A 13992-nucleotide genomic window follows, 5' to 3' on the forward strand; every position below is an offset into this window, starting at 1 on the left:
TGAAAGCCGCTTCCTTATGGGAGCGGCTTTTTCTATTGAGGGGTAAGCCAGAGCTATTTTGCGGCAGTTGAAGATGAATACATCATATTTTCTATATGATACATACTGTAAACTAGCTACCTTCAAAGCCTCTCTTCTCAACCTCATCCTCTGATGTCCATTCATACTTCTTTTACATCCGTACGGGCAGGCCTGACGCTGGTAGTCAGCTCTTTGACAGTACTCAGCGTGGCGGCAGCTTCCAATCCGCTAATGCCGGCCTTCAACCAGCCTATTGCCTTCGCCAAAGTCACGAAGGCGGATGTACAGCAGGCGACGGCTACTGTTATTGCAGGCACCAAAACCTCGTTGAACACTATCTACACTGTACCGGCCGGCAAGCGCACGTTTGCCAACACCATGGTGGCCTTCGATAACCTCAGCGACGACATCGACCGGGTGGCGGGTCCCATCAGCATTCTGTTCAATGCCAGCCCCGACTCCACCATCCGCAACCAGGCCCAGAAAAGTCTGGCCCAAATCAGCAAGTATGGCAACGAGCTGGCGCTAGACGAGAAGCTATACCGAGCAGTAAAGGACTATTCGAAAACCAAAGAAGCCCAGGCCCTGACCGGTGCGCACAAGAAGTTTCTGACTGAAACGATTGAGGAATACGAGCGTAACGGCTTCGCTCTCACGCCCGAGAAGCGCAAGGAGCTGCAACAACTCAACGACAAAATTGGCGACCTAAGCATTGCATTCGGAGCCAATATTGCTAAGGACCAAAGCTTCCTAATGGTGAGCGAAGCCGACATGAAGGGCCTGCCCGACGACTTCAAGAAAAGCCGCACTAAGGTCGGCGACGCCTACCGCATTGGGGTGGACGGCCCGACATACAGCACGTTTATGAAGTACGCCGAGTCGGAGGCGATGCGCAAACAGCTCTACACGCTGTATAATAATCGCGCCGCCGACACCAACCTGGAGGTGCTAAAGCAAATACTAATTGAACGTCAGAAGAAGGCACAATTGCTAGGCTACAAAACTTACGCCGCCTATCAAACCAGCAGCCGCATGGCCAAAACGCCTGAAACAGTGTGGGCTTTTGAAACCAAGCTGGTGGACCGGGTGAAGCAGAAAAGCCAGCAGGATCTGGAAGAACTGTTAGTGGTGAAGCGGGCCTACTTGAAAGACCCAAGCGTGAAGACGATTGCGCCTTGGGAAAGTGGCTTTTACAGCAATCTGCTGATGAAAGACAAATACCAGCTCGATGCCGAGAAAGTAAAGGAATACTTCGAGGTAAACCACGTGGTAGATGGCCTGTTTCAGACCACGCAGCAGCTATTTGGCTTGAAGTTCAACGAGGTGAAGGAGCCGTCGGTGTGGCACAAGGACGCGCGTATGTTTGAGGTACAGCGCGACGGCAAGCTCATCGGTCGTTTCTACATCGACCTGTTTCCGCGCGAAAACAAATACACCCATGCCGCCTGCTTTGGAATAGAATCGGGCAAGGCAACGGGCAAGGGCTACCAGTTGCCCACCGCGGCGCTGCTTTGCAATTTCAACGCGCCCACGCCCGGTAAGCCGGCCCTGATGAGCCACAGCCAAGTGGTTACGTTCTTCCACGAGTTCGGCCACGTAATGCACAACTTGGTGACCACGGCCGAGCTATCGAGCCAGTCGGGTACCAGCGTGAAGCGCGACTTTGTAGAGGCTCCTTCGCAGATTCTGGAGAACTGGGCTTGGAACTACGATGCTCTCAAGACCTTCGCCAAGCACTACCAAACCGAAGAGGTACTGCCCAAGCCGCTGTATGATAAGATGTGGGCTGCCCGCAACGTCGGTTCTGGCATTGGGGCTTCACAGCAGATTTTGTACGGCACCCTCGACATGACCTTGCACGACAAGTTCGACCCAAACGGCACCGAAACAACCACCGAAGTGCTGAAGAAGCTGCAAAACCAACTGACTCCCTTTGCCTACCTCGATGGCACTAACATGCAGGCCGCGTTTGGCCACTTGACGGGCTATGCCGCGGGTTACTATGGCTACCTGTGGTCGAAAGTGTATGCCGAGGATATGTTCTCGGTGTTCGAGAAGAATGGCGTGATGGACCAAAAAACCGGCCTTCGTTACCGCGACATGATTCTGGCTAAAGGCGGCACCGACGACGAATACACCCTGGTGAAGAACTTTCTCGGCCGCGAACCGAATCAGGAAGCATTCTTTAAATCGTTGGGACTATAAGTAGCGCTACTCGTCGGCCTTCTGAATGAGTGCTAGCCCCAAAGCAAAACGGCTTGTAGCAGATGCTACAAGCCGTTTTGCTTTGGGGCTAGCACCGAAAACTAGCAATACTCTTCGAAAGCGCCTTGCAGGTTGTTGACAATGCGCATCATGTCGTTGCCTTCGATGTGGTAACGCTCGATCATGTGCACCAGCTCGCCGTCTTTGAACAGGGCAATAGCGGGGCTGCTAGGAGGATAAGGCAGTAAATGCTCGCGGACCTTCGCTACAGCTTCGGTCTCCATGCCGGCAAATACGGTCACAAGTTTAGTGGGCTTCTTTTCAGAGCTGGCCACAGCCATTTTCAGGGCGGGGCGGGCTTTGCCGGCAGCGCAGCCACACACCGAGTTAACGGCTACCAATACGGTACCGCTTTGCTCGTTGAGGACGGCGTCCACTTCTTCGGGGGTCATCAGTTGCTCGAAACCGGCCTCCACGAGGTCCTGACGAATCGGTGCTACCATGTATTCTGGGTACGTAGCCATAGGTAAAAGCTAGGCGTTGGGGTGAGAGGTGAAAAGACAACGAGCTACAACTAGTCGTTGGTATTGCAAAAATACGCAAACATTGGCGGCTCACAGGAAGTTTGATTTTATAGCAGCTAACTACCGAAAACACTACCAGTGCAACGGCTTTTTCGGTTTAGCGCTGCAGACCGCACAGTTTCATACCACTCTGGGTCCGTCCACCGTAGTAGCTGCAGCACAGTCGGAGTGGCGCTAGGGTAACCAAGAGCACGCTATACTTCGTAACCTCAACACACTGCCTCGTTAGAAGCACAACCACCCGTTTTTTTAAGTTATGACTTACGCCGAGTTTAGTGCTTCGCTTACGCAACACACCCCTCCCAGCAACCTCTCTCCGTTGCTACAGGCACTTTGGCACGCAGGCCGCAACGAATGGGCCGATGCCCATGAAATCGCTCAAGATCATGAAGGCGAGGCACTATACGACTGGCTACATGCCCTGCTGCATCGGCAAGAAAATGATACCACTAATGCTGGCTATTGGTACCGCCGAGCCGGACAGCCTGTCTTTCAAGGTAGTGTCCGGCATGAGTGGGAAACCTTGGTTCGGACGCAGCTTACAATCTAACCGAAGCAAGCTTCTACTTCGTCTTAAAATAATTACACGAGCCAATAATTTTTCAGCCCAATTCGTCGCGTCTACGCAATAAAAATTATATTTATCCAGTCAAAGCAAACTGACTGGATGTGATGTTGAAACTACTACTTCTAACGGGTACTCTTAGCTTGACCAGCCTAGCGGCGCAAGCACAGGTCGATTCCGTGCGGGCTTCTACCCTTCCGCCTGCCCAACAAGCTGAAAAGTTTTACAACAGCGGTGTGGCCAAGTTCAACCAGAAAAGCTACCGTGCCGCGATGCAAGACTTTGACCGGGCGCTTGCGTTGCGGCCGGACTTCGCCAAAGCTTTCTACAACCGAGCCACCACGCGCTACGAGTTGAAAGACTATAAGCCCGCGCTGCAGGACTACGACGAGGCCTTGAAGCTGGAGCCCACCAGCGGCACCGCTTACTTTGGGCGGGCGCAAGCACATGAGGCCTTAAAGCAAGCAGCCGAAGCAGAACAGGATTATACAAAAGCCGTTGAGGCAAATGCTGCCTATGCTCCAGCGTGGTACTACCGCGGTGCCCTGCGCTTCGAGAAGGCTGATTACGCGGCCGCTAAAGCCGACTTTGACCAAGCCATTAAAGCTGACCCCGCCTATGCCTATGCCTGGCACGACCGGGGTAGCGCGCAGCGGCAGCTCAACAACTATCCGGCAGCCATTCAGGATTACACCAAAGCGTTGGCCCTGCAACCCGAATTATTGCCCGCTCTGCTCAATCGGGCTGGTGCCAAGCGGCGCGCTGGTGACCTAAAAGGTGCCCTGCAAGACTACGCCGATTACCTCCAGAAGAAGCAGGATAATCCTACGGCGTATACCAACCGAGGAGCCACCCGTTACGAAACCGCCGATTACAAGGGTGCCGCTGAAGATTTCGGCCGAGCAGTAGCGCTAGATGGCACTTACGCTTTTGCTTGGAACAACCGTGCGGCTGCTTATCTCAAGCTGGAAGATTATAAAAAGGCCGAAGCGGATGCAAGCCGAGCTATTGCCCTCAATCCCCAGTACGCCGAAGCGTATTTGAATCGTGGTCATGCCCGCGAAATGCTTCGCAATACAGAAGGCGCTTGCCAAGATTGGCGCAAAGCAGCGGAGTTGGGCTTGGAAGTTGGCGAAAACTACGCTGCCAATTCCGGCTGCGGGGAAAGCAAATAGTGCGCGAGACAAGAATAGTATCTGCGGAAGCCATTGTGGTAGCCAATACCCCTATGCGCTTACGAAATCCTGCTAGAGATATGCATAAGTACCTATTAGCCTTTCTGCTACTTTCTACCGCCGCTCACGCACAAAGCGTGGAGTTCAGCAAAGACCGATTTGGCAACAACAAAGACGGCCTCAAAACGGCACTGAAGGAAATCAAATCGGGAGACGAATGGTATAATTCTGACCCACCCCGGTACGAGCAGGCGTTGCCACACTACCTGGAAGCACAGAAGCTCAACCCTGAAAACGCCGAGCTAAACCTTAAAATTGGAGACTGTTATTTGCATTCTGGCTTCAAGCCACGGGCGCTAGCTTATTTACAGAAGGCGTATCAGCTCAATTCCGGGGTTGATCCACGAATTCATTATTTGCTGGGGCGTGGTTTGCACCTGAACGGTAAATGGAAGGAAGCTATGGCAGAGTATAAACAAGCTATTCCCGCCACTGGCACCAAAAACACCTCTGCTTTCACGCAGGACATCCAGAAAAAACTAAAGGAGTGTGAAAATGGCCAGAAGCTGGCTGATAAACCTACACGCGTCTTTATCGACAACGCGGGACCGGGCGTAAACTCGCCTTATCCCGATTACGGTCCGGTTATTTCGGCCGATGAATCGGTGATTCTCTTCACGTCGCGGCGGCAGGGCTCTACGGGTGGAGAGAAAGACCCCGAATCCGGTGGCTTCTTTGAAGACGTGTATCAAAGCAACCGCGAAGGAGAGTCGTGGAGTGCGGCGCGCAACTTAGGGGAAACGGTAAATTCTGCGGGACATGATGCCACCGTGGGCCTCGCGCCTGATGCGCAACGCATGCTGGTGTATGTGGAAGACAATGGTGGCGACTTGAATGAAGCCAACCTGCGTGGCGCCACCTGGGCCAAGCCGCAGCGTCTTGGCAACCGCATCAACAGCAAAGCCCACGAGTCGTCGGCAGCGTACTATCCGGATGGGAAAAGCTTGCTATTGGTCTCCGACAAGCCTGGCGGCTTGGGTGGCCGCGACATCTACAAGGTGGAAATAGATGGCAGGGGACCGGCCGTGAACTTAGGGCCGGCCATCAACACGCCTTACGGCGAAGAGGGCGTGTTCCTGCATCCAGATGGCAAGACGATGTACTTTTCTTCGGAAGGCCATAGTTCGATGGGTGGTTACGACATTTTCAAATCGACTTTCGAAAACGGTAAGTGGAGCGCGCCCGAAAACTTGGGCTGGCCCATCAACACCCCCGACGACGACGTGTTTTTCGTGATTTCGGCATCGGGTCGTCATGGTTATTATTCTTCGTTCCGCGACGATGGCATGGGTTCCAAGGACATCTACCAGATTACGTTTCTGGGCCCCGAAAAACCACCTGTTCTTAGCCAAGAAGACCAACTATTAGCGTCGCGTGCGCTGCCCGTGAAGGAAACGCTGCTGGCTCCGCCAGTTCCGGTTGCCACATCACAGGTGACTATTCTGAAAGGCACCGTCACGGATGCGGCTACCAAACAGCCTGTGGAGGCCACCATTGACGTGGTAGATAATTCGCTGAACCAGACTATTGCTTCGTTTCGAGCCAATGCTCAGTCGGGGCGCTACTTGGTTTCGTTGCCGTCAGGTATAAACTACGGTATTGTGGTGCGGCAGGAAGGGTACTTGTTCCACTCCGAAAACTTCGACTTGCCAGCTGGGGCAGCTTACTCGGAGGTGGTAAAAGACATCGAGCTTAAGAAGCTGGATGTCGGGGTGAAGGTGGTGCTCAACAACATTTTCTTTGACTTTGATAAAGCTTCGTTACGCAAAGAAAGCACTGGTGAATTAACCCGCTTACAGGCTCTGCTGACGGAGACGCCTGCCCTGCGCCTAGAAATATCCGGCCATACCGACAACGTAGGCAACGCGGCTTACAACAAAGACCTTAGCCAGCGGCGGGCCAAAGCCGTGGTGGACTACTTGGTTGGGAAAGGCGTCAGCAAAGACCGCCTTACGTTTGCTGGCTACGGCGACACGCAGCCTGTAGCGCCTAACACAACGAAAGGTAACCGCCAGAAAAACCGCCGTACCGAGTTCAAGGTAACGGGTAAGTAGGCACCGGCCACACAAAGATGCGGCGGCGTTTGCGCCGCCGTACTTTTTCCTCGTGGTGTCAAAGACATGATTCGTCGGGTAAAGGCCGTATTTCCCCGATACATCGGCGGCTCACCTATACCGGGGCTGTATCTTGCTACAGTTTGCTACCGACCATCGGGCTACTTTTCCTTGTGCTGCTTCGCTGTTATCGTCTACTCTTTACGCTGTTTGTTTGCTGGGGCAGTTGCGGCCTTGGTGCACAGGCCCAACAGGCAAGCCCCCAGTATTTCCTAAAGCAGTTCGGCCCAGCCGATGGCTTGCCACAGCCTTTCATCTACGCACTAGCCCAAGACCAAGCAGGTTACCTCTGGATTGGCACCGCTGAAGGGTTGGTCCGCTATGATGGCACTGAGTTCGTCACGTTCAGCACCAAAGATGGACTGGCCGAGGATTTTGTGACGGCGCTATACGTGCAGCCACAAACCGGCCATGTCTGGGTGAGCCACTACCAAGGCGGAGTATCATGCTGGGATGGACAACGGGTGCGGCGAGTGCCAGCAAAAGCAGTGCAGCCTAAAGGCTTTCACCCACGGCCCGGTATTGCCGCTCCTGATACGGTTTACAAGAATGCAACTCAGTTTGGCCTCGCCACGCAACAGGTAGCCACGCTGCACCAAGTACTTCCTGCTGGCACCGTACCCCAAGTGGTACTCACTGACCGAGAGCATAACCTGTGGGTCGGAACGGCTGGACAGGGGTTATGGCGCTGGTCGGACCGCCATATTAGTTTCTATCCGTTGCCCAAAAACTCGGTCAGTGCGCTATTCAACCAAGGCAAAGCAGGCGGCATTTCAACTACGGGAGAGCTTGTTTCACTGAATTCGATTTCTGGCCAACCGTCACCATTCATTGTTTATCCCGGTAAGCTGTTGCCATATCCACCTAGCGCGGTCCTTTACACAGCAGACAAACCGTCGAACCTTATTTCCAGCAATGCCTACTCAAAGCTAGTACCTGGTTCTATTTTGGCTGGTACCGCTGGGCATGGGCTCTGGCAAGGCGCTGTAATCCCGAGGCGTTCCATTCTACGCTTGGTACGGCGTCTGCCCACTACACTTTCGGTTACAGCCCTTGCCCAACAACGCAACGGCGACGTATGGGTGGGCACTGCGCTAGATGGCTTGTATCAGCTCCCTGCCGACTCCACCAAAGCAGTACAACACTTCACTACTGCCAATGGCCTACTGCATAATACTATTTATGCCCTCACCGCCGATTCCACCGGAGGGGTCTGGATTGGTACCCACGACACTGGACTAGCCATGTGGAGACAGGGAAGCTTTCATTACTTCCGCTTTCCTAGTGGCAGCCTCGACGTATCGGCCCTTCTAACCGATGGTGCCGGCCGGGTTTGGATTGGAACCGAGGGCAACGGCATTTTCTGCTATGAAAAGGGCCTGCTTCGCAACTATGGTCCTAGCAACGGCCTTCGCTCTCCCTACTGTTACGCGTTGCTACCAATACGTTGGCGTAACAATTCGGGCAATATTTCCCAGCACGAGCAAGTACTGGTAGTGCATCGTAATAGCCTTAGCTTCTCTGACACTACTCTTCGCCACTTTATTCCGGCGGCTCTACCCGGCAATCCGCTGGTCCGCGACTTACTACCGCAAGCCACTGTAGATAAAAGCGCGTTTTGTGTGTGGTTACGCACTCGTAGTGGTTTACTCTGCCTACGGACCACCACCGCCACCCTCTTGCCTGGCACCCGCACGCCTACCCCTACCCTATTGAGCAGCGAAGTTGATGGCGCCACTCGTTTGCCTACTCAGCTAAACGAACTGTCTGCCACGCAGCACCGGGTCAGCTTCATGTTCCGAGGCATCAGTTTGCTACCCAACCAAACAGATTTGCAGTATCAGTACCGCCTTGCGGGATATCAGGAACAGTGGAGTCATCCTACTGTGGTGGGCGAAGCACAGTTTCCGCGTTTGGATGCCGGCCATTACTCCTTTGAAGTACGCTGCCGGCGAGGGGCACAGGGACGCTGGTCGGCATCAACGGTAACCGCGTTTTCCATTGCCACCCCTTTCTGGCAAACGTGGTGGTTTGCGCTAACAAGCCTGGTGCTGTTGGGGGCAGGAGTTTTTGCACTGATACGCGTGAGAGAAGCTACACTCCGGCGGCAGAAGGTGCAGTTGGAAACCACTGTCCGTGCCAGGACCCACGAGCTACGTGAGCAGAAAGCCCACATCGAGGACATGAACGCCGAGTTAGTTGTAGCCCGCGACGTGGCCGAGGCTTCACGCAAGGCCAAAGCCCAGTTTCTGGCCAACATGAGCCACGAAATTCGAACCCCTATGAACGCGGTTATTGGCCTGACCCACCTGCTGCGTCAAACGCCCGTTAACTCCGAGCAGAACGAATACCTGGAAGCGGTACAGTCGTCGTCGCAAAACCTGCTGGTCATCATCAACGATATTCTCGATAGTTCCAAAATAGAAGCCGGCAAGCTCAGCTTAGAGCACACCGCATTTCGCTTGCCGGAGTTGCTGCGGCGCGTCGCGAGTATGTTCCGTTTCGCCACCGAGGCCAAGCATCTGTACTTCAACCTTGAGATAGATTCCACCGTGCCCACGGCCGTACTCGGCGACTCGGTACGCCTAAACCAAGTTCTCGTGAACTTGGTGGGCAACGCGGTGAAATTCACAACGACTGGGGGCGTAACAGTACGGGTGACGTCTTCTTCCACTGAACCTAGCGGCCTCCAGTTGGTGCGCTTCGTGGTGCGAGACACAGGTATTGGTATCCCGGCCAATAAGCTGGATGCCATTTTCGAAGACTTTTCGCAGGCTAATACCAGCACTACCCGTCAGTTTGGGGGTACCGGCCTAGGCCTTAGCATCGCCCGCAACCTAGTGGAGTTGCATGGCGGGCGCTTGTGGGTGGAGAGTGAGGACGGACAAGGCTCCGCATTTTCCTTCGAAATCCCGTATACCGTCGCCGACCCCACCGAGGTGGCCCCAGAAGCCACCTTAGCCGTCGGGCGCTTCGAGCCAGAACTACGTGTGTTGGTAGCCGAAGACAACGACTTAAATCAGCTAGTTGCCCGTAAAACTCTGGAAGCTTGGAATGTACAGGTGACCATTGCCGCCAACGGCCGACTGGCAGTAGAGGCCGCTGAGCAGCACACATTTGATGCTGTGCTGATGGACGTGCAGATGCCGGAGATGGATGGCTACGAAGCGGCCCGTCAGCTGCGGGCACGCTTCCCTGATTCCGCCGTTCTACCCATCATCGGCCTCACTGCCTCTGCCCTCCCCGAAGACCGGGCCCTAGCCCTTGAAGCAGGCATGAACGATACCCTGGCAAAACCCTTTGACCCGGCCGTATTATACGCCCGCCTTGCTCACTACACCGGGCGCGGACACCTCGCTGCGCAAACCCCATCGTTCCCAGGAGCCGAACCCACAGAACTAACTGCTTCCCTTCCCACCCTCGACTGGACGCTTTTGGAAGAGCTAGCAGGTGGCAACGAAGCCTTTGTTCAACAGATTATCAACACTTTTATCAACCAAGCGCCGCCGCTACAAAAGCAATTAGAGACGGAACTGGCGTCGGTCGATCCGGCGGCCATGGCACGCACCGCCCATAAGCTCAAAGGGCAGGTAGCTTATTTTGGCGTTGAAGAATTGTATTCCACACTAGAAACACTAGAGCAGCAAGCCAAACAAAACGCAACGCCGGATACACTTTCAGCATTGGTTGAGCAAAGTGGCGAATACCTGCGCAGGCTGTATCCACAGCTGCGAGAAAGATAAACTACCTAGCTTATGTCTTATTAAAATCTGTAACGCTGCGGTTTTTTCCAGGGATAGTATACCTTTGAAAATATGCCTGCTTCTCTATCCCCTCTGCGTTGTCTGGTAGTAGACGATGATCCACTTTCTGTACAAGTAGTTGAAAACTGCATTGCCAGCACCCCGTTCCTAAAGGCGGTGGGCAGTTGCGAGAGTGCCGTTGCTGCTGCCGAAGTATTACGCAACCAAGAGGTGGACCTGCTATTTCTTGACGTCGAAATGCCACTTATGTCGGGTATCGACTTGCTCAGCACACTCCACAATCCGCCGTTGGTGGTGCTTATCACTAGCAGCAAGCAGTATGCGGTGGAGGCGTTCGAGTACGACGTAGTTGATTATCTGGTGAAACCCGTGAGTTATGCTCGCTTTCTGAAAGCCGCTCAACGCGCTTTGGAGCTTGCCCACCCCCAGGCAGTTACGGAGCCTACTCCTCCCGCTGATGCGGACTTCACCTTCATGAAGGTAGATACCAAGCTGGTGAAAGTGCTTTTCGATGAGGTACGCTACGTAGAAGCCCTCGGCGACTACGTCCACATCGTCACGGGCCAGAGCAAGCTCATTGTGTATAGCACCATGAAAGCGGTAGAGGAAAAGTTTCCTGACACCTTATTCGTGCGCGTGCACCGATCCTTTATTGTCAATCTGAAACGGGTGCAAGCCATCGAAGACAACACGATTGTCATCGATAACAAGCACATTCCTATTGGGCAAACGTACACCCGGGAAGTGTTCCAACGGCTTAATAAGTTCTAATAATTGCTTTGCTGTTCTGACTGATTCAGCCGGTACAACCGTGAAATTTCTATTCCACTTTTCAAGGCTAATTTTTGGACTCATTGCTGGGCTGGTGCTCGTTCACCAACCTGCACGGGCCCAGCAGGCCGGTGATACGGTGAGTGTATCATGCCCACTACCGCGAGTAGTAGAGCTTTGCGTTGAACTTGATGCCAGCGCCTCAGTCGATCAGGCAGCCGGTCCTCTCACCTTTCGTTGGCAAATGGGCGACGGCACAACGCTCACGGGCCCAATGGTAGCTCATTGCTACGCTATCCGCCGCCGCTACACCGTCCAACTCGACGTAGTAGACGACAAAACAGGAGAGGTGCGAGAAGCCGAGAAAATCATCCCGGTAGACTTCACCCAAGAAACTGTTCTCAACTTCACGGCTACCCCCGACACGGTCCGCGTTGGCCAGTCGGTTGCCTTCGATGCCGTGGACTCGCAGTTACCTTTGTGCGAAAATGTAGTTGTGCTGTGGGATTTTCGAGATGGGGTGGTAAGTAATGGACGGCGAGTACAACACGTTTTTCGCCGTCCAGGCCAGTATGCTGTTCGAATGGCGCTACGCGGCAACGGTCCGGATAGCTGCCCTAGCAGCCATTGTGTAGGCCGGGTTATCACAGTTATACCGGCGGCTGCGCCCTAAAAACACCTATCGGCTTAAAGCACGGCAGCAGGACCAGCACTATACTTAGTATCGCTTTCTAAACCAATTGCCGGTCTTCTTCTGCCACCTGCACTGCCGTTACTTTCAGGATATCTATCGTGAGGCCCCATAGATTTTCGTAGGGTACTATCTCAATTTCCGAGTACGCTTCTCCGGGAGGTGGAGCTGCTTGCATTCTTTTCAAGAGAGGCGCTGCCTGCTGCTGACTTAAGGTTGGGTCGAAGTCAGACTTCACTGTAATAGCCAGGAGGCGAAAAAACAATTGGCTGCGTAATGTTCCTACGTCCCGCAGGTGGCGCTGCTGGTACTTGCGCAAGCTTTCCAGCCGCAGCAGCAAACCGTCTAAGTCGCGCTGACGCAAATAGTGCAGAAACTGCAGAATTAATACGGCTACGTTGTAGCCCTGCTTATCACGGCTGTGCGTCGGGACAGTTTGAATGAAGGTGTTGAAGCTACGAATTCGCAAGGGGGAAGACTCTGGCCGAATGAACTGCAGATACACTTCATACAAATCCCAGCGTTCTTGAGCGGCATAGCGTTGCTTGTTGAAATACACGCTTTTACGCGCTGTTTGCAGTAGCTCTTGCGCCTGCCCATATTGCCCTGCGTGTAGGGCTAGCAGCATGTATATTTCTAAGAAGTACAGCCAGTTGTTGGATGCATAGTGAAAGTCCTTGGCGTATTCTTCAGCTAGTTTAAGCCCCTGTTCAGCCTGCCTGCTGCGCAAATGCGCATACACACTCATGTAGTTGTTGTAGCGCTTATCGAAACGGGTGCGGTTAATTTTACCCTGCTCCCACTTCTTGGCGGTTTCCGTTGTGAGCCTTATAATCTCTTGATAGTTGCCTACCAATTCTTCCCTAGTAAGTTGCGTTCGGTAGAGATAGAAGAAGGTGGTAAACGTTCTGGCATCTTTATGCAGCGTTTCCAGTTGCTTGAGATAGGCCTCAATCTTTCCAAGCATACCCTGCCGGGCCCGCACGGTGTAAGCCATCATTGCTTTCACCTCCCAGAATAGTTTTGCGGCTTCCTCTTCTAACCCCCAAAGCCGTTGGTTTTCTGCTAGTTTCTTGTTGTTGTTGCGGAACTTGCCAGGCTGTTGCATATCAGCATAGATACTACGCAGCAACTGCCCGCACATTACGCTGTAATGGGTGAATTCCATTGTTTCAGCCAAGCGCAACGCTTTACGAGCCAAGCGTTCTGCATTGAAATACTCGCCTTCCCCAAACAGAGTACTTACCTGATAATACAAGCTCAGGCATTGCTGTTCGTAGCGCCGCGATACTACGTGCCGTGGATCTGATTCGTCGAGAAAAAAAAGATGGTTCAACATTTTCTGCTGAACCCGGGATTTTAGCTTCCGAAAAGCAGTTTTGCTGACAGCGTCCGTTTTGCCATACAATGATTTGACTACTTGCTGCTGCGACTTTTCTTGATCCTCAAGCAGCAAATGGATCAACGCCATTTCCTTATTGGCCCCTTGCTTGACTGTAAAATCCAGTAATGGCAACACTTTTTGCCGGCGGTCTGTCACAATTCTTGCCAGATTATTCAATCCATCCATCATGCATTTTCCCTTTACAGTCTCACAAGGGCTATTTTATAAACAGACCCTACCCAAAATTACTGTCACAAATCGACCTTTTTTTTCCTTTACAAATATCATCTCCCTATTTGATCTTTGTAGAGGAAAAGTGTGTGTTTTTGAAAGATGAGATGTCACATTTTAAGGTATTATCTACAATACAAGCGGTAATACCAAATGTGACTTAGCCTTGAGTAGCTGAAGGATGATTTGTTTAATAGAAAAAGTTTAAAATTATATAACTAACATACAAATCACTTTTAGACTATACGTTTCCTTTACGAGCGTGCGGATGTATTTCACCTTTGTGTCAATCAATGACTTGGCACAACATAAACTTACTACCATGCTCAATATAATCACTTTCGCTCTGTTGCAATTCGCCACTTCTTCCATCAATGCTACCTCTCAGGTTAGCTCGGTTGAAGCAAATCCAGCAACAGTATACACT

The 13992-nt window shown here is 52.8% G+C and carries 9 protein-coding genes; 7 read left to right on the top strand and 2 right to left on the bottom strand.

The window, feature by feature from the left end:
* Positions 1–153: 153 nt before the first annotated feature.
* Positions 154–2226, top strand: a complete 2073-nt coding sequence (locus MTX78_RS18440) for a M3 family metallopeptidase (RefSeq protein WP_243797283.1) — start codon at positions 154–156, stop codon at positions 2224–2226.
* A 101-nt stretch (positions 2227–2327) separates the two neighbouring features.
* On the opposite strand, the gene MTX78_RS18445 is transcribed toward MTX78_RS18440, so the two are convergent.
* Positions 2328–2750 (bottom strand): BrxA/BrxB family bacilliredoxin, encoded by a 423-nt coding sequence (locus tag MTX78_RS18445; RefSeq protein WP_243797284.1) that lies wholly within the window; start codon positions 2748–2750, stop codon positions 2328–2330.
* Between the two features lie 316 nt (positions 2751–3066).
* Here MTX78_RS18445 and MTX78_RS18450 point away from each other — a divergent pair, with 316 nt between their 5' ends.
* The 6 genes from MTX78_RS18450 (at position 3067) to MTX78_RS18475 (ending at position 11932) form a co-directional block, all read left to right on the top strand.
* Entirely contained in the window at positions 3067–3360 is a 294-nt protein-coding gene (locus MTX78_RS18450) for a hypothetical protein (protein ID WP_243797286.1), read from the top strand.
* A gap of 122 nt (positions 3361–3482) precedes the next feature.
* On the top strand, positions 3483–4550 hold the full coding sequence (locus MTX78_RS18455) for a tetratricopeptide repeat protein (protein ID WP_243797287.1): 1068 nt from the start codon (positions 3483–3485) through the stop codon (positions 4548–4550).
* Positions 4551–4630: 80 nt separating this feature from the next.
* Positions 4631–6664 carry an OmpA family protein gene (locus MTX78_RS18460; RefSeq protein WP_243797288.1) on the top strand — a complete coding sequence of 678 codons (2034 nt, stop codon included), beginning with the start codon at positions 4631–4633 and terminating at the stop codon, positions 6662–6664.
* Between the two features lie 173 nt (positions 6665–6837).
* Positions 6838–10467: a hybrid sensor histidine kinase/response regulator gene (locus MTX78_RS18465; RefSeq protein ID WP_243797290.1), complete on the top strand. Its 3630-nt coding sequence runs from the start codon at positions 6838–6840 to the stop codon at positions 10465–10467.
* 72 nt (positions 10468–10539) lie between these two features.
* Entirely contained in the window at positions 10540–11259 is a 720-nt protein-coding gene (locus MTX78_RS18470; RefSeq protein ID WP_243797291.1) for a LytR/AlgR family response regulator transcription factor, read from the top strand.
* A 139-nt stretch (positions 11260–11398) separates the two neighbouring features.
* Positions 11399–11932 (top strand): PKD domain-containing protein, encoded by a 534-nt coding sequence (locus tag MTX78_RS18475; protein WP_243802926.1) that lies wholly within the window; start codon positions 11399–11401, stop codon positions 11930–11932.
* Positions 11933–11990: 58 nt separating this feature from the next.
* Here the strand turns inward: MTX78_RS18475 and MTX78_RS18480 are convergent, their stop codons facing one another.
* A complete protein-coding gene (locus tag MTX78_RS18480; protein WP_243797293.1) occupies positions 11991–13289 on the bottom strand; it encodes a hypothetical protein in 1299 nt (432 codons plus the stop codon).
* Between the last annotated feature and the right edge of the window lie 703 nt (positions 13290–13992).

This window comes from Hymenobacter tibetensis (genome assembly GCF_022827545.1).
GTDB classification, from domain to species: Bacteria; Bacteroidota; Bacteroidia; order Cytophagales; family Hymenobacteraceae; genus Hymenobacter; species Hymenobacter tibetensis.